The organism is Thioalkalivibrio sp. XN8 (genome assembly GCF_011058255.1).
GTDB lineage: Bacteria > Pseudomonadota > Gammaproteobacteria > Steroidobacterales > XN24 > XN24.
In genome coordinates, this window is record NZ_JAALFH010000067.1 from 402,292 (window position 1) to 423,281 (window position 20,990).

Below are 20,990 nucleotides of genomic sequence, written 5' to 3' on the forward strand. Positions count from 1 at the left end.
GGCCAGGCCCGGGAAAGCGCGCAATTTTCAAGTACGGTGCCGGCCACTGTCAAGGCGAGGACTCAGAGCACGGCCCGGATGCGCTCGACCGCACGCTCCAGTGTCTCCAGTGAACAGGCGAATGACAGCCGTTCGTGCCCGGGGGCGCCGAAAGCCGCGCCGGGAACGACGGCGACGCCGGCATGCTCGAGCAGGAAAGCGGCGAAGGCGGTGTCGTCAGCGACGCCGTCCAGCCCGCCAATGGCCTCGCTGACGTCCGGGAAGGCATAAAAGGCGCCGTCGGCCGGCAGGCAGCGGAAGCCCGGCAGGCTGTTCAGGGCCTCGAGCAGCCAGTCATGGCGCTGGCGGAAGGCCACGTTCATCTCGGCGATGCAGGCCTGGTCCCCGCTCAGCGCGGCCAGGGAGGCGTACTGCGCGATGGAGTTGGGGTTGGAAGTGCTCTGGCCCTGGAGCTTCTTCATCGCTCCGATGAGCTTGCGCGGCCCGGCGGCGTAGCCGATGCGCCAGCCCGTCATGGCATAGACCTTGGATACGCCGTTGATGGTCACCACCTGTTCATGCAGGTCCGGGGCCGCCGTCAGCAAGGTGCAGAACGGCTCGCGGCCCCAGTAGATGTGCTCGTAGATGTCGTCGGTGGCGACGATCACCGCGGGATGGCGGCGGACGACCTCGGCCAGGGCGGCGAGCTCCGCGCGGCTGTAGGCCACGCCCGTCGGATTGCTCGGGCTGTTCAGTATCAGCAGGCGTGTCCGCGGGGTGATGGCCGCCTCGAGCTGCGCCGGCGTGATCTTGAAGTGCTGTTCGGGGCCCGCGGCCACGATCACCGGGGTGGCGTCGGCCAGCAGCACCATGTCGGGATACGAGACCCAGTACGGCGCCGGAATGATCGCCTCGTCCCCCGGGCCCAGCAGGGCCATGCAGAGGTTGTAGATGCTCTGCTTGGCGCCGCTGGAAACCAGCACCTGGTCCGGCTGGTACTCGATATGGTTATCGCGGCGGAATTTCTCGCAAATGGCTTCCCGCAACTCCAGGATGCCCTCGACGGCCGTGTACCGGGTGCGGCCCGCGCGGATCGCTTCGATCGCCGCCTCGCGGATGTGGGCCGGGGTGTCGAAGTCGGGCTCGCCGGCGCCCAGCCCGATGATGTCCTTGCCCGCCCGTTTCAGCTCGGCGGCCTTGGCGGTGACCGCCATGGTGGGTGACGGCTTGACGCGCGTGATGCGCTCGGACAGGCGAAAATCCACGGTTGACCCCCTGGTGCATAATGGGTGGCAGGCGGCATCGGCCAGCCTCGCCGGAGCGAAGTACAGGCCGTGGCCGACATGTTGAAAGGAAAGCCGGCCGCCGTCCAGTCAGGGATTCCCGCGAAATGAACCACGATCCGCATACCGCAGCGCCCGACGCCCGGCCCTTCGAGCTGGTCTCCGACTATGCGCCGGCCGGCGACCAGCCGGAGGCCATCCTTGGCCTCGTCAACGGCCTGGAGGCCGGACTGGCGTCGCAGACGCTGCTGGGCGTCACGGGCTCAGGCAAGACCTACACCATCGCCAACGTGATCCAGGAGCTGCAGCGCCCGACGCTGGTGCTGGCCCACAACAAGACCCTGGCCGCCCAGCTGTACGGCGAGTTCCGCGAGTTCTTTCCCGGCAACGCGGTGGAGTATTTCGTTTCCTATTACGACTACTACCAGCCCGAAGCCTACGTGCCGTCCTCCGACACCTATATCGAGAAGGACGCCTCGGTGAACCAGCACATCGAGCAGATGCGGCTCTCCGCCACCAAGGCGCTGCTGTCGCGCCCGGACAGCATCATCGTGGCCACGGTTTCCTCGATTTACGGTCTCGGCGACCCCGCCGCCTACCTGCAGATGGTGCTGCACCTGGACCGCGGGGACCGGATGCCCCAGCGCACCATCCTGCGCCGGCTCGCCGACATGCAGTACCAGCGCAACGAGATGGACCTGCGCCAGGGCACCTACCGGGTCCGCGGCGACGTGATCGACGTGTTCCCCGCCGAGTCCGAGCGGGAGGCCCTGCGGGTGCAGCTGTTCGACGACGAGATCGAGTCGTTGAGCTGGTTCGACCCGCTGACGGGGGAGCTGCGGCGGAAGGTGCCCCGCGTCACCATTTTCCCGAAGACCCACTACGTCACGCCGCGCGACCGCCTGCTGGCCGCCATCGACGAGATCAAGGCCGAGCTCCGGGAGCGGCTCGAGGTGCTGCGCCAGGCCGACAAGCTGGTGGAAGCCCAGCGGCTCGAACAGCGCACGATGTTCGACCTGGAGATGATCCAGGAACTGGGCTACTGCCAGGGCATCGAGAACTACTCCCGCTATCTCTCGGGGCGCGAGCCCGGCGAACCGCCGCCCTGCCTGTTCGACTACCTGCCGGCGAACGCGCTGCTGGTGGTCGACGAGTCCCACGTGACCATCCCGCAGCTCGGGGGCATGTACAAGGGCGATCGCAGCCGCAAGGAAACGCTGGTCGAGTACGGCTTTCGGCTGCCCTCGGCGCTGGACAACCGGCCGCTGCGCTTCGACGAGTTCGAGGCCCTCTCGCCCCAGACCATCTACGTCTCCGCCACGCCGCGAAGCTACGAGCTGGACCGCTCGGGCCAGGTGATCGAGCAGGTGGTGCGGCCGACCGGGCTGGTCGATCCGGAAGTAGAGGTGCGGCCCGTGCGGCACCAGGTGGACGACGTGCTGTCGGAGATCCGGCTGCGCGTGGCGCGCCGGGAGCGCGTGCTCATCACCACGCTGACCAAGCGCATGGCCGAGGACCTGACCGAGTACCTGGCCGAGCACGAAGTCCGGGTGCGGTACCTGCATTCCGACATCGACACCGTCGAGCGCAGCGAGATCATCCGCGACCTGCGCCGTGGCGAGTTCGACGTGCTGGTGGGCATCAACCTGCTGCGCGAAGGCCTCGACATGCCCGAGGTGTCGCTGGTGGCGATCCTGGACGCCGACAAGGAAGGCTTCCTGCGCTCCGAGGGTTCCCTGATCCAGACGATCGGGCGGGCCGCCCGTAACATCCACGGCAAGGCCATCCTTTATGCCGACCGCGAGACCGGCTCCATGCAGCGGGCGATCGACGAAACCAACCGGCGGCGGGCCAAGCAGATCGCTTTCAACGAGGAGCACGGCATCACGCCACAGACCATCGTCAAGCGTGTCGCCGATGTGATGGAGGGGGCCAGGGAGGCGGGCGCCCGGCCCGGCCCGGCAGCGGGCCGCCGCAAGGTGGCCGAGCCGCGACTGGCCTACGAGAAGCTGAGCCCCGAAGAAGTGATGAAGCGGATTCGCAAGCTCGAGGCGGAGATGTACCGGCATGCCCGGGAACTGGAATTCGAGCGTGCGGCCGAGTTGCGCGACGAGATCGAGCGTCTCCGGGAGGAGGGGCTGGGGCTGCCCTCGCACCTTGCCGGCTGAGGCCCCGAGGCCTTGCCCGGCGGGCACTTCGCCGGTATCCTTCCGCGTCTTGAACCAGGCGCGTAGCTCAGTGGTAGAGCACTACGTTGACATCGTAGGGGTCGGCGGTTCAAACCCGCCCGCGCCTACCAATTCCGCGATCGGCACGCCCCCGGCAGGGATTCTCCGGATGAACTTCCCGGGGCGTGCGGTCCGAATCTGAGCAAGCAGAGTTCCCATGCCGGTCATTACCCTCCCTGACGGAAGTCAGCGCCGCTTCGATGCGCCCATCACCGTGGCGGAGCTGGCCGCCGACATCGGCCCCGGCCTCGCCAAGGCCGCGGTGGCCGGCCGCGTGGACGGCCGCCTGGTGGACACCGCCTACCGCATCGAGCGCGATGCGCAGGCCGCGATCGTCACGGGCCGGGACGAAGAGGGCCTGGAGATCATCCGCCACTCCACCGCGCACCTGCTGGCCCAGGCCGTCAAGCAGCTGTTCCCCAGCGCCCAGGTGACCATCGGGCCGGTGATCGAGGACGGCTTCTACTACGACTTCGCCTTCGAGCGGGCCTTCACGCCCGAGGACCTGGCGGCGATCGAGCAGCGCATGGCAGAGCTGGCCGAGGCGGACCAGCCGGTGCAGCGCGAAGTCATGGGCCGCGACGAGGCCGTGGCCTTCTTCCGCGGCATCGGCGAGGAATACAAGGCCCGGATCATCGAGGACATCCCCGCCGACGAGACCCTCAGCATTTACGGCCAGGGCGACTTCAGGGACCTGTGCCGCGGCCCCCACGTGCCCCGTACCGGGCTCCTGAAGGCCTTCAAGCTGACCAAGGTGGCAGGCGCCTACTGGCGCGGCGATGCGCGCAACGAGCAGCTGCAGCGGATCTACGGCACGGCCTGGCCGGACGCCAAGCAGCTCAAGGCTTACCTGCGACGTCTCGAAGAGGCCGAGAAGCGGGACCACCGCCGCATCGGCCGGGAACTGGACCTGTTCAGTATCCAGGACGACGCCGGCGGCGGCCTGGTGTTCTGGCACCCGCGCGGGGCCCGGATCCGGCGCGTGATCGAGGACTACTGGCGCGACCAGCACAGCAGGCACGGCTACGAGCTGCTGTTTACGCCTCATATCGCGCTGGAAGACCTCTGGCACACCTCCGGCCACACCGACTTCTACCGGGAGTCGATGTACAAGCCGATGGAGGAGGACGGGCAGGAATACCAGCTGAAGCCGATGAACTGCCCCTTCCACGTGCTGGTGTACAAGGATCGCCTGCGCTCCTACCGCGACCTGCCGATGCGGTGGGCCGAGCTCGGCACCGTGTATCGCCATGAGATGTCCGGCGCGCTCCACGGGCTGATGCGCGTCCGCGGCTTCACCCAGGATGATGCCCACGTCTTCTGCCGCGAGGAGCAGATCGAGGAAGAGGTCCTGCGCGTCCTCGACCTGACGCTGGAGATGCTGGGCGACTTCGGCTTCACCCAGTACGAGGTGAACCTCTCGACCCGCCCGGAGAAGGCGGTCGGCTCGCAGGAGATCTGGGACAAGGCGACCGTCGCGCTGCAGGGTGCGCTGGAGCGCAAGGGCCTCGAGTACATCCTCGACGAAGGCGGCGGCGCCTTCTACGGCCCGAAAATCGATTTGAAGATCGAGGACGCCATCGGCCGCAAGTGGCAGTGCTCGACCGTCCAGCTGGATTTCAACCTGCCCGAGCGCTTCGACATGGAGTACGTGGCGGCCAGCGGGGACCGCCGCCGGCCGATCATGATCCACCGCGCGCTGCTGGGTTCGCTGGAGCGTTTCTTCGGCATTCTCATCGAACATTACGAGGGCCGCTTCCCCGCCTGGCTGGCCCCGGTGCAGGCCGTGGCGATGAATATCACCGACCGCCAGGCCGAATATGTGGATTCTGCCGTGAAAACCCTCGCCAATCAGGGGTTTCGGGTGGAATCGGACTTGAGAAATGAGAAGATCGGCTTTAAAATCCGTGAGCATACTTTGCAAAAGGTGCCTTTCCTCCTGGTCGCTGGCGACCGCGAGGTAGAGGCTGGTTTGCTGGCCGTGCGTTCGCGCAGCGGCGAGGACCTCGGGTCGATGAGCATCGACCAGGCAGGTGAATTCCTCGCGGCTGAGGTAGCGAAGCGCGGCCGGTCTGTTATGGAGGATTGACGCATCACGGCGTCCAAACGTGTCAGGCGCAACGAGGACATCGGCGCGCCGCAATTGAGGATTATCGGCTCGGACGGCGAGCAGCTCGGCATCATGCAACGCGAGGACGCCCTGCGTCTCGCAGCGGACGAAGGGCTGGACCTGGTCGAGGTGGCGCCCACGGCGGAGCCCCCGGTCTGCAAGGTGATGGACTACGGCAAGTTCGTCTTCGAGCAGAACAAGAAGAACCAGGTCGCGAAGAAGAAGCAGCGCCAGATCCAGGTCAAGGAAGTCAAGTTCCGGCCGGGGACGGAAGAGGGTGACTACCAGGTGAAGATGAGAAACCTGGTGCGCTTCCTCTCGGCGGGAGACAAGGCCAAGGTAACCCTGCGGTTCCGCGGCCGGGAGATGGCGCACAAGGACCTCGGCGCCAAGCTCCTCGAAAGGGTGCGGGACGACCTCGCCGAGCTGGCCTCGGTGGAGCAGTTCCCGCAAATGGAAGGGCGCCAGATGACCATGGTGCTGACGCCCAAGAAAAAGTGAGCTGCGGGCCGAAGGCGGAAGCCGGAGGCCGCATCTACGCCTGCAGGGACTCGAGCCCGACCAGGCCATAAAACGGAGAACGACATGCCCAAGATGAAAAGCAATCGCGGGGCCGCGAAGCGGTTCCGTGCCACGGGCGGCGGCGGCTTCAAGCGCGGCCAGTCCCACACCAGCCATATCCTCACCAAGAAGAGCACCAAGCGGAAGCGTCATCTGCGGTCCACCGAGATGGTGGCCGAGGCCGACGTCAAGGCCGTCCGCAAGATGCTCCCGTACGCCTGAGGAGGTGACCCGTGGCTAGAGTGAAGCGTGGCGTCATCGCCCGTGCCAAGCACAAGAAGATCCTGAAGAAGGCGAAGGGCCATTACGGCCAGCGCCGCAAGAGTTTCCGCGTCGCCAAGCAGTCGGTGACCAAGGCCGGGCAGTACGCCTATCGTGACCGGAAGGCGCGCAAGCGCGATTTCCGGGCGCTGTGGATCGTGCGCATCAACGCCGGCGCGCGGGTGCACGGCCTGTCCTACAGCCGCCTGATCGACGGCCTGAAGAAGGCCGGCATCGAGCTGGACCGCAAGGTCCTGGCGGACATGGCGGTGCACGAGCCCGAGGCCTTTGGCGCAGTCGCCGCCCAGGCCAAGGCCGCACTCGCCGCCTGAGCCCCGGCTCAGGACTATCCGTTCAGGCCGCGCCGGGCGCGGCCACGGCGCAAAGGGGAGAGGCCGTGCGGGGCCTTTCCCCTTTTCCGTTGCAAGGGGGAATAGCGTGCAAGACGCCGCAAAGCTGCTGGAACAGGGCCGCGAGGAAATCGCGGCCTGCGAGGACCTTGCCGGCCTGGACGAAGTCCGGGTCCGCTATCTCGGCAAAAAGGGGCTGCTGACGGGCCTGCTGAAGTCCCTGGGCGGACTTTCGGCCGAGGAGCGGCCCGTGGCCGGGCAGGTCATCAACGAGGCCAAGCAGGCGCTGCAGGAGGCGCTGAACGCACGCAAGGAATACCTTGCGGCCCGGCGCGAGGCCGCCGCGATCGAGGCCGAGCGGGTCGATGTCACGCTGCCGGGCCGCGGCGAGGCCGTCGGGGGGCTCCACCCGGTGACCCGCACCATGCGGCGCATGGAGACCATTTTCCGCCAGGCCGGCTTCGAGGTGCACACCGGGCCCGAGGTCGAGGACGAGTTCCACAACTTCGAAGCCCTCAACATCCCCGAGCATCATCCGGCGCGGGCGATGCACGACACCTTCTATTTCGGCGACGGACGCCTGCTGCGCACCCACACCTCGCCGGTCCAGATCCGCTCGATGCGGCGCCAGGGCGCGCCGCTTCGCCTGATCGCGCCGGGCCGGGTCTATCGCTGCGACTCGGACCAGACCCACTCGCCCATGTTCCACCAGGTGGAGGGGCTGGTGGTCGACCGTGGCGTCAGCTTCGCCCACCTCAAGGCGGTGCTGCACGAGTTTCTCGAGCGCTTCTTCGAGCGCAAGGTCCGGCTGCGCTTCCGGCCGTCGTACTTCCCCTTCACCGAGCCCTCGGCCGAGGTGGATGTGGCATGGGGCGACGGCTGGCTCGAGGTGCTGGGCTGCGGCATGGTGCATCCGCGGGTGCTGGAGTTCGGCGGTATCGATCCCGAGGAATTCACCGGTTATGCCTTCGGCATGGGCGTCGAGCGGCTCGCCATGCTGCGCTACGGCGTGCGTGACCTGCGGCTGTTCTTCGACCACGACCTGCGTTTCCTGCGCCAGTTCAACCAGGGAGCCGTGCGATGAAGTTCAGCGAGCGCTGGTTGCGGGAGTGGGTGGATCCGCCGGTCGATACCGACGGCCTCGTGCACCAGCTGACCATGGCCGGGCTGGAAGTGGACTCGGTGACCCCGGCGGCCCCGGCATTCGCGTCAGTGGTGATCGGGGCCGTGACCGCGGTCGAACCGCATCCGGACGCCGACAAGCTGAAGGTCTGCCAGGTCGATATCGGCGGGGCCGACCGGCTGAACATCGTCTGCGGCGCGCCGAACGTCTATGCCGGCATGAAGGCCCCCGTCGCCCTGGTCGGGGGCGAACTGCCGGGCGACATGAAGATCCGGCGGGCGAAGCTGCGCGGCGTGGAGAGCCAGGGGATGCTGTGCTCCGTCCGCGAACTGGGTCTCGGCGAGAGCCACGAGGGACTGTGGGACCTGCCGGCCGACGCGCCCGTCGGGACCGACCTGCGGGCCTGGCTCGCACTCGACGACGCCGTGATCGACGTCGACCTGACGCCCAATCGGGGCGACTGCTTCAGCATGCTCGGCATCGCGCGGGAAGTCGCGCTGATGAACGGGATGGCGCTGGCCGGACCGGAGCTGGGCGCCGTGCGGCCCACGGGCGAGCATGCGTTCCCGGTCGAGGTGCGCGCTCCCGACGCCTGCCCGCGGTTCGTAGGACGCGTCATCCGCGGCATCCGGCCCGATGCTGCGACGCCGCTCTGGATGACGGAAAAGCTGCGCCGGGCCGGGTTGCGGCCGATCCATCCGGTCGTCGACGTGACCAACCTCGTCATGCTGGAGCTCGGCCAGCCCATGCACGGCTTCGACCTGGCCACGCTGCGTGACGGGATCATCGTCCGCCACGCCGCGCCGGGCGAGCGGATCGTGCTGCTCGATGGCCGCGAGGTCGCCCTGGACGACGACATGCTGGTGATCGCCGACCACGGCGGGCCGCGGGCGGTCGCCGGCATCATGGGCGGGGAAGACTCTGGCGTGCGCGAGGGGACCCGCGACGTGTTCTTCGAAGTCGCTTTTTTCGCGCCGCTGGCGATCGCCGGGCGCGCGCGGCGGCTCGGCCTGCACACCGATGCGTCGCAGCGGTTCGAGCGGGGCGTCGACCCGGCGCACCAGCGGCGCGCCATTGAACGCGCCACCGCCCTCCTGCTGGAGATCGCCGGCGGCGAGCCCGGCCCGGTGATAGAACGGGCGAGCGAGGCGCACTTGCCGACCCGTAAGCCGGTCCGGCTTCGCCGGGACCGGCTCGCCCTCCTGCTGGGACACGCGGTGCCGGACGACGAGGTCCTGCGCGTGCTGGAAGGTCTCCGCATGCGGCCCGAAGCGACTGCTGACGGCTGGCTGGCGACGCCGCCCTCGCACCGTTTCGATATCGCGCTCGAGGTAGACCTGATCGAGGAAGTGGCCCGCATCTACGGCTACGACCGGCTGCCCGAGATGGCGGGGGCAGGCGCGGCGGTGCTGGGGGAAGCCAGCGAGGGCAGGGTGCCGGCGTCGAGGCTGGCCGACGTCCTCGTTGCGCGGGGGTACCAGGAAGTGGTGACCTACAGCTTTGTCGATCCGGCCCTGCAGGCGCGGCTGTTCCCGGGCACCGAAGCCCTCCCGCTGGCCAACCCGATCTCCTCGGAACTCGGGGTCATGCGGGTGTCGCTGTGGCCGGGTCTCGTGCATGCCCTGAAGCGCAATCTCAGCCGCCGGCAGGAGCACATCAAGATATTTGAGCAGGGATTGAGGTTTGTCCTGCAAGGCAATGAATTAGAACAGTTAAACGTCATCGGTGGTCTGGTAGCCGGGCGCCGCTTTCCGGAGCAGTGGGGCGTTCCGGGCGTCCGGGTCGATTTCCACGACGCCAAGGGCGACGTCGAGGCGCTGCTGGGGCTGACGGGGGCGGAATTCACCTTTGAGGCCGCCGAGCATCCCGCCCTGCATCCCGGCCAGGCGGCGAGAATCTGCCGGGACGGCCGGGCCGTGGGCTGGGTGGGCGCCCTGCACCCACGCCTGGTACGGGAGCTGGACCTCGAACTGGCGCCGTTGCTCTGGGAAGTGGACCAGGGACTCAGCCTGGCCGCGGAACTGCCGGTCTTCTCCGGGCTATCCCGGTTTCCTGCCATCCGTCGCGACCTCGCCGTACTGGTGGACAGGAGCGTCTCGGCGGAGGCACTCTGGACGGCGGTCAAGGCCGCCGGCGGGGCGCTTTTAACAGAATCCCGGGTTTTCGACGTGTACCAGGGCGAGCGGATAGATTCGAGTCTAAAAAGTGTGGCTTTTGGCTTGATTTTACAGGATTCTTCGCGCACTCTTACCGACGATGAGGCAGACGCAGTCGTGGCGTCCGTGATGGCGCGACTGGAGTCTGAGTTTGGGGCCAGGATAAGAGACTGATATGGCGCTGACGAAGGCGGAAATGGCGGAAGCGTTGTTCCAGGACATGGGCCTGAACAAGCGCGAGGCGCGGGAACTCGTCGAAATGTTCTTCGAGGAACTGCGGACTGCCCTGGCAAACGGGGAACAGGTCAAGCTGTCGGGCTTCGGCAACTTCGACCTGAGAGACAAGAACCGCCGGCCCGGCCGCAATCCCAAGACCGGCGAGGAAATCCCCATCACGGCGCGGCGGGTAGTGACGTTCCGCCCGGGCCAGAAGCTCAAGACGCGGGTGGAAGCCTATGCTGGAACCGGGGAATAACGACGAACTCCCGGTTATCCCCGGGAAACGTTACTTCACCATCGGCGAAGTCAGCGAGCTCTGCGGTGTCAAGCCGCACGTGCTGCGTTACTGGGAGCAGGAATTCCCGCAGCTGAAGCCGGTCAAGCGACGTGGCAACCGCCGCTACTACCAGCGCCGGGACGTGCTCCTGATCCGCCAGATCCGCAGCCTGTTGTACGAGGAGGGCTTCACCATCGGCGGGGCCCGCCAGCGACTGACGGGCGACGACGCGAAGGAAGACCTCACCCAGAGCGTGCAGATCGTGCGGCAGATCCGCACGGAGCTCGAGGAAATCCTCAAGATCCTGCGGAGCAAATAGGCCGCGGCAGTTTGTCCCGGCGGCGCCATCGGGTATGATGCCGCCCTCCTCACGGCGAATGGCCGTCTTCTCTCTCGGTCGGGGCGTGGCGCAGCCTGGTAGCGCACCTGCATGGGGTGCAGGGGGTCGGAGGTTCAAATCCTCTCGCCCCGACCATCTAACTTCCGGAATATCAAGCATAAAGCGCGCATCTGGGCTTTACTGCTGCGAATTCGGTACAAACGTTGATCGCGGCGGTGATGTCGGCAGCATCATTATCAGGGCAAAATCCGCAAGCGCCCCCGAACCCGGCACCCTCGCGCTTCTCGACCTCGGCCTGGCCGGTATGGGCCAGGCCCGGCGCAGGAAGCAGCCTAGCTAGCCTCCGAACACGAAGCCACCTCGGATTAGCGTCCGGGGTGGCTTTCTTCTTGGGTGGCGTTGATTGAACGCGCCTGCGGGTCCCGATCAGGCTGCAGAGGTTGGCACGGATATGGCCCCCGGCGACAGCGTCGCAGAAAAGGAAGCTCTTCCGGCCGAGAAGTTGGTCCCATTTTGCTGCAGGACTTGGATGAAGTCGCTCAGCGCCAGGACCACCGGATCAGGCCCAGATCACCCCTTGAACTCTGATTCCCTGAGGTCTTTGGGGTCGTGGTCCTGAAGGATTTTCCGGACCTGGGTTTCTGTCGCCCCGGTGGTCATGACCTTGATCTCTTTTCTCTCCTTATCGGCCAGAATCTTTTCCCGCGGAAACCCGGCTATGGTCGCGGTGGTGAGATCATACTGCGCGGCTTTCAGGGCCTCTTCGGTGTCGAAGGATGCGGTCAGAATCTTGTTCATGTGATTTCCTCCCGAGGATTCAAATGACTCCGAACTTGCCTTCAAAGTCTAGCAGGCGCCAAGCCATACCGAATGCTTTGTCGAGGAGACCGTCTATGCTGACCTCACGGCGCGCCAGTGCTCATGGGATTTTCCAGGGCAAGACTCGTGAGCTCAAGTGCCCGATCTCGGTCGCTAAGCCTGGCAAGGTTCTCGGCACCTGCCATTTGGCGGCGGCGATACCCAAGATACCCGCCGCGTATATTTCGTCGTTGCCGAGAGGTTCCTGAGCTGGCCCAAGGGCCCATGAGAAAATGCAAAAAAATGCAAGAGAAAGAGTAAGTTAAGTAAAAGCCGAATTCTTGCACATTCTCTGTCTTTCCTGGCCCGGACTTGCATGGGGTGCGGGGGCCTGAGGTTCGAATCCTCTGATTCGCCCCCAGAGGCGAAGCCAGGCCGCGAAGGCAGTCAAGTCCGTATGGAATTCCAGTCGGGCTGTCCTAGATTGTTTTATATGGGCGCCAACAGGACAGCTGACATGAAAAGCGGTGGCAAAACATTACTCATCGTTGTCGCACTGGTTCTGGGTGGTCATGCAAGCCAGACACTTGCATCCGAGACGCCGCCGGCAACCTTGGATTATCTTGATGATTGCGTTGTCGATGAGGAGACGGATTGTGCTCAGAGGTGCCTTACCGAGCACAACTGCTGCATCAAGAGCTGCAACTGGGTAGAACAAAGAGCCAAGTCGAAATGCAAAAAGCGCTGCGAGTCCATCCTGAAAAAATGCTACCAGGAATGTGACCACAAACCGGCCGTAGACAAGGCAGGCAGTACCTCTGGCGGAACCGAGCCCGATCCGGCTGAGTGATTTATGATTGCCCCGTCGGCCCGCTCGCATGGCGAAGCCGCTCGAGCAATTCCTGCGCGCGGGCGCGAGCCTCTTCCCGGCGGGCCGGATCCCGGACCATTTCCTCGAGGTCCTGCAGGATCACGTCCATGCCCTTGGTTTCTGCGGCCGGTTTCTCCGGCCCCGCCGCCCCGAACAGGTTGATCCACATTTCGGTGCGGCGGCCATACCGGACTACCGCATAGAACCGCCTGCCGCCGTCGTCGCCCGGCACCAGCAGGTCGACCAGGGCCGCCAGCAGCGAAACCGGACTGATCAGCAGGTCCCGCAGCCCGTCGACGAACAGTTTGAACTGGAACACGATCACGTCGCGCAAGACTGGGAATCGACTGGTCATGGGCGCTCCCGTATCTGCTGGCAGCAGCTGCATAACCTTATTCTACGCGCTAAAGACTTCCCGCCGTCCGCCGACATAGCGAGAAGGGTGTTCGTCGTCGCCCCCGGCGGCATCCTGCATCGCTGGGCGGGGTCGAGGAGACGAGAGCGGATGACCGAGGGAGAAACCGCGGGCGCGCCGGTGCCTCTGGCCCGGGGCCGCAGGGCCGCGGGCGCAGCGTGGCGGCGGGCGGTGCCGGCCGCACTCGCCTGCGCGAGCCTGGTGGTGGTCGCGGGCTGCGGCTCCTCGGCGCCCGATGCCGCCGGCCACGCCGGGCCGGCGCGCGAGCGACTGGTGTTCTTGAGCTGGGCCGACGACCTGCCGCCTTCCGTCATCGAGGCCTTCGAGGCCGAGTTCGGCGTCGAGCTGATCTACGAAAGCTACGAGAGCACGGAGGAGGCCGTCGAGCGCCTGCGTGCCGGGCGGGAGTACGACATCGCGGTCATCGACGGCCCGTATGTCCCCGGCCTTGCCGCCGATGGACTGCTCGCGGAAATCGACTACCGCAAGGTCCCCAACTTCCGTCATGTCTCGGCCAATTTCCGGGACCTGGCGTTCGATCCGGGGAATCGCCACAGCGTCACCTACAACTGGGGCCTGGCCGGGCTGATCGTGCGCACGGACCTGGTCGACCGGCCGGTGCTGGCGTGGCAAGACCTGTGGGACCCGGCGTTCGCAGGCCGGGTGCTGGCCTGGGACGACCGGGACATCCTCATCGGCATCACCCTCCGGTCCCTCGGCTACTCGATCAACACGGACTCGCCCGAACAGCTCGAGCAGGCGCTGCAGAAACTGCTGCAGCTGCGCGCCAGCGCGATGACTTCCGGCTACTCGCCGGACATCGCCATGGAAGCCCTGGCCAGCGGCGAGGCCGTGCTCATGTTCGGCTGGTCGGCTGACGCCCTGCGGGCGCGGGAAGAGGGTCTCGAGGTCGCGTTCGTGCTGCCCGAGGAGGGCAGCATCCAGTGGATCGACAACTTCGTCATTCCCGCCAGCTCCGGGCGCAAGGCGCTGGCGGAGGCGTTCATCGATTTCATGCTGCGGCCGGAGATCAGCGCCCAGGTAGTCAACGAGCACTATTACCCGACTGCGAACGACAGCGCCTATCCGTACATCCTGCCCGAGATTCTCGGCGACCCGCTGATCGTGCCGCCCGCGTCCAAGGTCGCGAACGCCGAAGTGCATGCGCCCGCCAGCTCCCGCACGCGGGAGCTGCACGAGCAGATCTGGTCGGCCTATCTCGCGGCGGGCCAGCAGGCGGGGGCCGGACCCTAGCATGCGCCAGGGACTGGCCCGACAGGCAGGCCGACTCTGGCCCCGCTTCTGGCGGCAGAGCCTCCGGCACCAGTTGCTGGGCGTTTTCAGCATCGCCATGCTGGCGCTGCTGGCGGGCGGCGCTGGCGCGATCATCGTGCTGGTGAGCAAGGCCGAGCGCGATGCCTGGGAGGGCCGCCAGCGCGAGGCGACCCAGCGCGTGGCCGCGACGGTGGACGGCTTCCTCGAGCGGCAGCAGGACCTGCTGAAGGTGCTCGATTCGATCGGGCATGCCGGCGCCAGGGGCAGTTCGGCCGAGATCGATGAGCTGGTCCGGACCCAGCCCGCCTTGCACGAGGTCGTCTACCTCAGCCCGTCCGGCCGGATTCTCGCCCATGCGCCGACCGAGGAACGCGGCCTGGCCGGGCTGTTCACGATCAGGCAATCGAACTGGTTCATGGCCGCGCGGGGTGGCGAACGCTACATCAGCGACGTGCAGGTATCGGCGAACGAAGAGCCCTACCTGATCATCGCAGTGCCGGCGGCGAGTGGCACGGTAGTGGCCGGGCGGGTCCGCATGGAGGGACTGTCCGAGGTCATCGCCGGCATCCAGCTGGGTGAGTCCGGCGTCGGCTACCTGGTGAACCAGAACGGGCGCGTGATCGCCCACGCCGATTCGACGGTCGTCCGGCGCCAGACCCACGTCGCGGACCGGTTGCATGCGCGGATCGGTGAGGTTTCCGGGTCCTGGGCCGGCTTGTACCAGGATTTCGACGGCAACACGGTGCTGGGCACCATGATCCCGGTACCGGGAACCCCCTGGTTGGCCGTGACCGAGGTGCCGTTGCACAAGGTCTACCAGGCGAGCCGCCAGGCCCTGGTGATGATGGCATCCCTGGGCCTGTTCTTCGGGATGCTGGTGATCGGGGTCGGTTCGCGGCTGCTCGACCAGCATTTCGTGAGCCCGATCAAGCGCCTGGAGGACGGCGCCCGGCGCATCGGCCGGGGCGATCTCGCGCATCGCATCTCGCTGGAGGATGCCGGGGAGATCAGTCGGGTCGGCGCGGCCTTCAACGAGATGGCCGCCCGCCTGCGCCAGCGCGAACAGGAGATCATCGAGCAGAAAGAGGCGTTGGAGCGGGCCAAGGACGCCGCCGAGGTCGCCAACCAGGCCAAGTCCGAGTTCCTGGCCAGGATGAGCCACGAGATCCGGACGCCAATGAACGGCGTGCTCGGGATGACCGAGCTGCTGCTGGACTCCGAACTCGACGCCACCCGGCGGCGCCAGGTCGAGCTGGTCCGGCATTCCGGGCAGCACCTGCTGGAGCTGATCAACGACATCCTCGACTTCTCGCGGGGCGAGTCCGGCCGGATCGAGCTGGAGCAGTCCGGGATCGACCTGGCGCGGTTCATCGGCGAGACGGTCGAGATGTTCCGCGCCCAGGCCCAGGTCAAGGGGCTCGAACTGCGCTTCAGGCAGCCGAGCCTCGCCGCGCCGCTGTGGGTGAAGGGCGATCCCTTCAGGCTGCGGCAGCTGCTCATGAACCTGGTCGGGAACGCCATCAAGTTCACCGCCTCCGGCGAGGTCCGCATCGAATGCGTCATGGCGCCGACGGGCGATGGCCGCTGGACCGCCTGGATCAATGTCCGGGACACGGGCATCGGGATTCCACGGGATTCGCTGGCCCGGATTTTCGAGCCCTTCCGGCAAGCCGACAGCTCGACTACCCGCCGGTTCGGCGGCACCGGCCTCGGACTCGCCATTTGCCGCCAGTTAGTGGAGCTGATGGGCGGCAGGATCGGCGTCGAAAGCAAGACCGCCATCGGGTCCAATTTCTGGCTGGAGCTGGAATTCGAGACTGCGGCACCCCCTGTGGCCGAGGAGGCCGAGCGAGCCGCGGACGAGCTGCCGCCGATGCCCGTCCTCGAACCGCCGGTCGAGCGGAATAGCTTCGCCGGGGCGGCTGGTGCGCGCGGGCGGGTGCTGCTGGCCGAGGACAACCTGGTCAACGAGACGCTGGCCTGCGCGATGCTGGACCGGCTGGGGATGAGGGTGACGGTGGCGCGAAGCGGCGAACAGGCGGTGGCGCTGGCAACCGGGCGGGACTTTGACCTGATCCTGATGGACTTGCAAATGCCGGTGCTGGATGGCTTCGAGGCGACCTCGGCGATCCGGGCCGAGACTGAGGCAGCCGGCCGGCGCGTGCCGATCGTGGCATTGACTGCGAACGCGCTCGCAGGAGACCGGGAGCGTTGCCTGGCGGCCGGGATGGACGACTACCTGGCGAAGCCGTTCACGCGGGCGCAGCTCGAGGGCGTGCTGCGCCAGTGGGTCGCGCCCCGGGTCGAAGACGCGGATTCGGCCCGGGATTCCGCGGCGGAGTCGAACCCCCACAATGAGTTCATCGATACCGCGGTGCTCCGCCAGTACGAGGAGCTGGACGCCAGCGGCGAGGGCGCGTTGGCTGCGCGCCTGATCCAGGCCTACCTCGAGACGGCGGGCACGATCATCCAGGATATGCGCAGCGCCATCGGGACGCCCGACCTGAACGCGGTGCGGCAGCATGCCCACAAGCTGAAGTCCGGCGCGGCCAACGTGGGAGCGCGGCGCCTTGCGGAGCTCGCGGCCAGGCTGGAGACGACCGCTCGTGAGGGCAACGCGGCCGAGGCCCGGGGCATGCTGCAGCTGGTCGAGAACGAAAACACGATGGTCTGCGCGGCCTTGCGCGGCTGGTTGCCGGAGGCCGCATGAAGAACCCGAGCATGCGCGTGCTGTATGCCGACGACGACGCTACCGCGCGCGTCCTGATGGGCGCGGCACTGGAGCGCAGCGGCTTCGAAGTCGGGCTCGCAGTGGACGGCGACGACGCGCTGGCCAGGTTTCGCGAGGACGACTACGACCTGGTGCTGCTGGACGTGGAGATGCCCGGGCGAAACGGCTTCGAAGTCTGCCGCCTGCTCAGGACCGAAACCGGGGAGGAGTTGCCGATCGTCATGGTCACCGGGCATGACGACGTCAGCGTCGTCGAGCAGGCCTTCGACCTGGGCGCAACGGACTTCATCTCCAAGCCTATCAACTGGGGCCTGATCGGCCACCGCCTGCGCTACCTGCTGCGCGGCCGGGAGCTGCTCCAGGATCTCTGGCGAAACGAGCGCCAGCTGGAAGAGGCGCAACGGATCGCCCGGATCGGCAGCTGGGAGCTCGATCCGGTGGTCGGCAAGGTGAGCTGTTCCGGGGCGATGCTCGCAATTTTCGAGCTTCCTGCAGACGAAACCGAACTGCCGCTGGACCAGTTGCTGGAGCGGGTCGACCCCGCAGACCGGGCCGGCGTGCGCGCCGCCTTCCTCGACCGCGACGGCGGCGAGAGCGGCGGCGCCGGCATCACCTACCGCCTCCAGTTTCCAGGCGGACGCGTGAAATACCTGCGCCAGGAGGCTGCGCCGAGAGGCGACCTGGACAGGAACATGCCGGGCGTCGTGGGCACGGTGCAGGACATCACCGACCAGCACCTGGTACGCAGCGCTCTCGAGGCCCTGGCGACGAGGCTGGCGGCCCTGTCGGGCGAATCGTTCCACGCTGCGGTCAGTCGCTGCCTGGTCGAGGAGTTGAACCTCGATGTCGCCTTCGTGGGGCGACTCGATCCCGAGCGCCTCAGCGTCCAGGTGATCGCAGGCTGGCAAGCCGACGGCCCGCTCGAGCCGTTCGTGTACGAGCTTGCCGGGACCCCCTGCGCCGACGTGTTTACGCGCGGCCACCAGGTCCATCCCAGCGACATCCAGGCGCACTTTCCAGCCGACGACCTGCTACAGGAGCTCGGGCTCGAGTCCTATGCGGGCGTGCCGCTGTTCGACAAGAACAATGCGCCGATCGGCATCCTGGTGGCCGTGGGCCGGCGCCGGCTGGATCGCCCCCTGCTGGTAGGGCGGCTGCTCGACATTTTCGCCGGCCCCGTCGGGACGGAGATCATGCGGTCCGACGCCGAGGCGGCGGCGATGCGGCTCGCCGACTATCGCCAGATGATCCTCGAGCTCTCCTCGGGATTCATCCGTACCCGGCCGCACGAGATCGACGACTCGATCGACCAGGCGCTCGGCCGGATGGCCGAGTTCTTTCGGGCCGATCGCGCGTATATCTTCAGCTACGACTTCGCCGCGGGGACGACCAGCAACACGCACGAATGGTGCGGACCGGGGGTCTCGAGCCAGATCGACAACCTGCAGCAACTGCCTCTCGAGACGGTCCGGGAGATGGTCGAAACGCATCGCAGCGGGCAGCCGATGGTCATCCCCGACGTCACGGGGCTACCTCCCGGCGACCTGCGCGGCATGCTGGAGCCGCAGGACATCAAGAGCCTGATCACGTTCCCGATGGTCTACGAGGAGGAATGCCTCGGCTTCGTCGGCTTCGACGCGGTGCACGAGCACGTGGACTATGGCGCCGACGAGAGCGAATTGCTGGGGCTGTTGGCGGGCCTCCTGGTCAATGTCGAAACGCGCCGCCGGGCGGAGCAGGCCGTGCGCGACAGCGAGCGCCTGCTGCAGCAGGCCCAGGCGGTGGCCCACCTCGGCAGCTGGCTGTACGACCTGGCCACGGACGAGCTGCACTGGTCGGACGAGACTTACCGGATCTTCGGCCTGGCGCGCGGCACGCCGATGAACTACGCCCGCATCATGGCCCTGGTCCACCCGCAAGACCGGGAGGCGGTCGAAAGCGCCTGGCGGGCCGCCCTCGAACACGGGGATCTCTTCATCGAGCACCGGATCTCCGTCGAGCACGAGGTGCGCTGGGTGGCCGAGCGCGCGCAGATCACGCGCGACGCGGCGGGCAACCCGGTGGCCGGCATCGGCACGGTCCAGGACGTCACCGACCGGAAACGGCACGAACTCGCCATGGTGGAGGCCACCAACAAGCTCCGCGACACGCTCGGGGCGATCCCCGACCTGCTGCTCGAAGTGGCCGCGTCCGACCGGATCATGGATCTCCACGTGCCGGAGGCGACCGGGCTGACCCTGCACGGCGCGGTCGGCAAGACGCTGGCAGAAGTGTTCCACGAGGAGGCGGCCGCAACCTTCAAGGCCGCCCTGCAGGAAGCCCGCGAGCAGGGCGCCTCGCTGGGGATGATTGCCGAGCTCGAGACCATGCAGGGTCCCCGCTGGTTCGAGCTGTCTGCCTCGCGCAAGGAAGGCGCGGAGCCGGAAGCCGCCAGTTTCGTCGTGCTGGCGCGCGACGTCACCTCGCGCCGGGAGGCGGAGCAGAAGGTCTACCGGCTGGCGTACTTCGACCCCCTGACAGGCCTGCCGAACCGCCTGTCCTTCAGTGAACAGCTCGAGCGCGAGATCTACCGGGCCCGGCGCGCCGGGTGCAAACTCGGGGTGCTGTTCCTTGATCTCGACGGCTTCAAGAACATCAACGACACCATGGGCCACGGTACGGGGGACCTGCTGCTGCAGTGGGTTTCGGACCGCCTCCGGCACAGCGTGCGGCCGGCGGACCTGGTCGCGAGGATCGACTCCTCGGAACAGGAGATCGCCCTGGCGCGGCTCGGCGGCGACGAGTTCACGGTGATGGTTCCCAATCTCCAGGATGCGGAGGACGTGCTCGGCGTGGCGCACCGCATCCATGAACAGATGCGCCGGCCCTTCCTGCTCGAAGGACGCGAGGTCGTACTGACGGCCAGCATCGGGATCTCCGTGTTCCCGGAAGACGGCGAGGACAGCTCGAGCCTGCTCAAGCATGCCGACACTGCGATGTACCACGCCAAGGACCAGGGCCGCGACAACTGCCAGTTCTACAGCGCGTCCCTGACCGAACGGGCGCTGCGGCGGCTCGACCTGGAAAACAGCCTGCGGCGCGCGCTCGAACGGGACGAGTTCTTCCTGGTCTACCAGCCGCAGCTCGACGTTGCCACCGGGCGCGTCAAGTCGGTCGAAGCGCTGTTGCGCTGGCAGCACCCGGAGCGCGGCCTGATTCCCCCGCTGGATTTCATCCCCGCAGCCGAAGAGAACGGCCTGATCGTCCCGATCGGTGAGTGGGTCATGAAAACGGCCTGCGCGGACGCCATGCGGTGGACCGCGCAGGGGCTGGACCTCCGCGTCGCGGTCAACCTGTCGGCGCGGCAGTTCCGCGACCCGGCCCTGTCCGAGCGCATCGCTGCCATTCTCGCCGACTCGGGGCTGGCTGCCGACCGGCTCGAGCTGGAGGTGACCGAAGGTTCCTTGATGGAGGACACCGACGCGACGCTGGCCACCCTCAACCGGCTCACCAGCATCGGGCTGCGCCTGTCGCTGGACGATTTCGGCACCGGCTACTCCTCCCTGAGCTACCTGAAGCGACTGCCACTCGACAACCTCAAGGTCGACCGCAGTTTCGTCCGCGGGCTGCCGTTCGACCACGACAACATGGCGATCGTGCGGGCGATCGTGTCGCTGGCACGGAACCTCGGCTACAGCGTGACGGCGGAGGGCGTGGAGACCGTGGCCCAGGCGAGCTGCCTGCGCACCCTGGCCTGCGACCTGCTGCAGGGCTATTTCATCGGCCGGCCGGTCGGCGCCGAGGAAATCCCCGACCTGATCCGGAATTTCGGCGCCCGCGCCGAGGACCAGGGGCTGGTCCCGGGCCGCGGCGACAGCGGCTCCACGGAATCGACCCTCACGGCACTCGGCTTGCGCTGAAACGCCTGGCCGTCAGCACGGTGAGCCGGCCCGATCATAGCTCCCGGAAGGCGCCTCGGCTTTACAGCCAAGGCCATGGCTACCAAACTGCACCTAGTCCGGCTTCACTCGCTG

General features: G+C 67.0%; 16 protein-coding genes and 2 tRNA genes. 15 read left to right on the forward strand and 3 right to left on the reverse strand.

Going from position 1 to position 20,990, the window contains the following annotated elements:
• Positions 1-62: 62 nt before the first annotated feature.
• Positions 63-1,244: a pyridoxal phosphate-dependent aminotransferase gene (locus tag G6N75_RS14065; RefSeq protein WP_165348984.1), complete on the reverse strand. Its 1,182-nt coding sequence runs from the start codon at positions 1,242-1,244 to the stop codon at positions 63-65.
• Positions 1,245-1,369: 125 nt separating this feature from the next.
• Between G6N75_RS14065 and uvrB the strand changes: the two genes are divergently transcribed.
• The 11 genes from uvrB to G6N75_RS14120 all read left to right on the forward strand — a co-directional run bounded on the left by uvrB (position 1,370) and on the right by G6N75_RS14120 (position 11,022).
• Positions 1,370-3,430, forward strand: a complete 2,061-nt coding sequence (uvrB, locus tag G6N75_RS14070; RefSeq protein WP_165348985.1) for an excinuclease ABC subunit UvrB — start codon at positions 1,370-1,372, stop codon at positions 3,428-3,430.
• Positions 3,431-3,486: 56 nt separating this feature from the next.
• A tRNA-Val gene (locus G6N75_RS14075) sits at positions 3,487-3,561 on the forward strand.
• Positions 3,562-3,647: 86 nt separating this feature from the next.
• Complete coding sequence (thrS, locus tag G6N75_RS14080) at positions 3,648-5,579, forward strand: threonine--tRNA ligase (protein WP_165348986.1); 1,932 nt, start codon at positions 3,648-3,650, stop codon at positions 5,577-5,579.
• Positions 5,580-5,582: 3 nt separating this feature from the next.
• Positions 5,583-6,101 carry a translation initiation factor IF-3 gene (gene infC / locus G6N75_RS14085; RefSeq protein WP_165349185.1) on the forward strand — a complete coding sequence of 173 codons (519 nt, stop codon included), beginning with the start codon at positions 5,583-5,585 and terminating at the stop codon, positions 6,099-6,101.
• 84 nt (positions 6,102-6,185) lie between these two features.
• The gene (rpmI, locus tag G6N75_RS14090; RefSeq protein ID WP_165348987.1) at positions 6,186-6,383 is read left to right on the forward strand and encodes a 50S ribosomal protein L35; all 198 of its coding nucleotides are present in this window, start codon (positions 6,186-6,188) and stop codon (positions 6,381-6,383) included.
• A gap of 11 nt (positions 6,384-6,394) precedes the next feature.
• On the forward strand, positions 6,395-6,754 hold the full coding sequence (gene rplT, locus G6N75_RS14095) for a 50S ribosomal protein L20 (protein ID WP_165348988.1): 360 nt from the start codon (positions 6,395-6,397) through the stop codon (positions 6,752-6,754).
• Between the two features lie 106 nt (positions 6,755-6,860).
• Positions 6,861-7,856 (forward strand): phenylalanine--tRNA ligase subunit alpha, encoded by a 996-nt coding sequence (gene pheS / locus G6N75_RS14100; protein WP_165348989.1) that lies wholly within the window; start codon positions 6,861-6,863, stop codon positions 7,854-7,856.
• Complete coding sequence (pheT, locus tag G6N75_RS14105) at positions 7,853-10,225, forward strand: phenylalanine--tRNA ligase subunit beta (protein ID WP_165348990.1); 2,373 nt, start codon at positions 7,853-7,855, stop codon at positions 10,223-10,225. Before pheS ends, pheT begins: the two co-directional genes overlap by 4 nt.
• A gap of 1 nt (position 10,226) precedes the next feature.
• A complete protein-coding gene (gene ihfA / locus G6N75_RS14110) occupies positions 10,227-10,526 on the forward strand; it encodes an integration host factor subunit alpha (RefSeq protein ID WP_165348991.1) in 300 nt (99 codons plus the stop codon).
• Positions 10,507-10,866 carry a MerR family transcriptional regulator gene (locus G6N75_RS14115; RefSeq protein ID WP_165348992.1) on the forward strand — a complete coding sequence of 120 codons (360 nt, stop codon included), beginning with the start codon at positions 10,507-10,509 and terminating at the stop codon, positions 10,864-10,866. The genes ihfA and G6N75_RS14115 overlap by 20 nt, the downstream gene beginning before the upstream one ends.
• A 79-nt stretch (positions 10,867-10,945) precedes the next feature.
• Positions 10,946-11,022, forward strand: a tRNA-Pro gene (locus G6N75_RS14120).
• A gap of 435 nt (positions 11,023-11,457) precedes the next feature.
• On the opposite strand, the gene G6N75_RS14130 is transcribed toward G6N75_RS14120, so the two are convergent.
• Positions 11,458-11,685: a hypothetical protein gene (locus G6N75_RS14130; protein WP_165348993.1), complete on the reverse strand. Its 228-nt coding sequence runs from the start codon at positions 11,683-11,685 to the stop codon at positions 11,458-11,460.
• A 517-nt stretch (positions 11,686-12,202) separates the two neighbouring features.
• Here G6N75_RS14130 and G6N75_RS14135 point away from each other — a divergent pair.
• Positions 12,203-12,535: a hypothetical protein gene (locus tag G6N75_RS14135; protein WP_165348994.1), complete on the forward strand. Its 333-nt coding sequence runs from the start codon at positions 12,203-12,205 to the stop codon at positions 12,533-12,535.
• Position 12,536: 1 nt separating this feature from the next.
• Here G6N75_RS14135 and G6N75_RS14140 read toward each other — a convergent pair whose 3' ends face one another.
• Positions 12,537-12,890: a hypothetical protein gene (locus tag G6N75_RS14140; protein WP_165348995.1), complete on the reverse strand. Its 354-nt coding sequence runs from the start codon at positions 12,888-12,890 to the stop codon at positions 12,537-12,539.
• Between the two features lie 171 nt (positions 12,891-13,061).
• On the opposite strand from G6N75_RS14140, the gene G6N75_RS14145 reads away from it, so the two are divergent.
• The 3 genes from G6N75_RS14145 to G6N75_RS15165 are packed head-to-tail and all read left to right on the forward strand — an operon-like array spanning position 13,062 to position 20,876.
• Complete coding sequence (locus G6N75_RS14145) at positions 13,062-14,225, forward strand: spermidine/putrescine ABC transporter substrate-binding protein (RefSeq protein WP_165348996.1); 1,164 nt, start codon at positions 13,062-13,064, stop codon at positions 14,223-14,225.
• Between the two features lies 1 nt (position 14,226).
• Positions 14,227-16,956 (forward strand): hybrid sensor histidine kinase/response regulator, encoded by a 2,730-nt coding sequence (locus G6N75_RS14150; protein WP_165348997.1) that lies wholly within the window; start codon positions 14,227-14,229, stop codon positions 16,954-16,956.
• The gene (locus G6N75_RS15165; protein ID WP_165348998.1) at positions 16,953-20,876 is read left to right on the forward strand and encodes an EAL domain-containing protein; all 3,924 of its coding nucleotides are present in this window, start codon (positions 16,953-16,955) and stop codon (positions 20,874-20,876) included. Before G6N75_RS14150 ends, G6N75_RS15165 begins: the two co-directional genes overlap by 4 nt.
• Positions 20,877-20,990: the final 114 nt, after the last annotated feature.

Excerpts from the sequence above, each read along its gene's own strand:
- uvrB (WP_165348985.1), top strand. The coding sequence starts at position 1,370 with ATGAACCACGATCCGCATACCGCAGCGCCCGACGCCCGGCCCTTCGAG.
- thrS (WP_165348986.1), top strand. The coding sequence starts at position 3,648 with ATGCCGGTCATTACCCTCCCTGACGGAAGTCAGCGCCGCTTCGATGCG.
- rpmI (WP_165348987.1), top strand. The coding sequence starts at position 6,186 with ATGCCCAAGATGAAAAGCAATCGCGGGGCCGCGAAGCGGTTCCGTGCC.
- pheT (WP_165348990.1), top strand. The coding sequence starts at position 7,853 with ATGAAGTTCAGCGAGCGCTGGTTGCGGGAGTGGGTGGATCCGCCGGTC.
- ihfA (WP_165348991.1), top strand. The coding sequence starts at position 10,227 with ATGGCGCTGACGAAGGCGGAAATGGCGGAAGCGTTGTTCCAGGACATG.
- G6N75_RS14115 (WP_165348992.1), top strand. The coding sequence starts at position 10,507 with ATGCTGGAACCGGGGAATAACGACGAACTCCCGGTTATCCCCGGGAAA.
- G6N75_RS14130 (WP_165348993.1), bottom strand. The coding sequence starts at position 11,685 with ATGAACAAGATTCTGACCGCATCCTTCGACACCGAAGAGGCCCTGAAA.
- G6N75_RS14135 (WP_165348994.1), top strand. The coding sequence starts at position 12,203 with ATGAAAAGCGGTGGCAAAACATTACTCATCGTTGTCGCACTGGTTCTG.
- G6N75_RS14145 (WP_165348996.1), top strand. The coding sequence starts at position 13,062 with ATGACCGAGGGAGAAACCGCGGGCGCGCCGGTGCCTCTGGCCCGGGGC.
- G6N75_RS14150 (WP_165348997.1), top strand. The coding sequence starts at position 14,227 with ATGCGCCAGGGACTGGCCCGACAGGCAGGCCGACTCTGGCCCCGCTTC.
- G6N75_RS15165 (WP_165348998.1), top strand. The coding sequence starts at position 16,953 with ATGAAGAACCCGAGCATGCGCGTGCTGTATGCCGACGACGACGCTACC.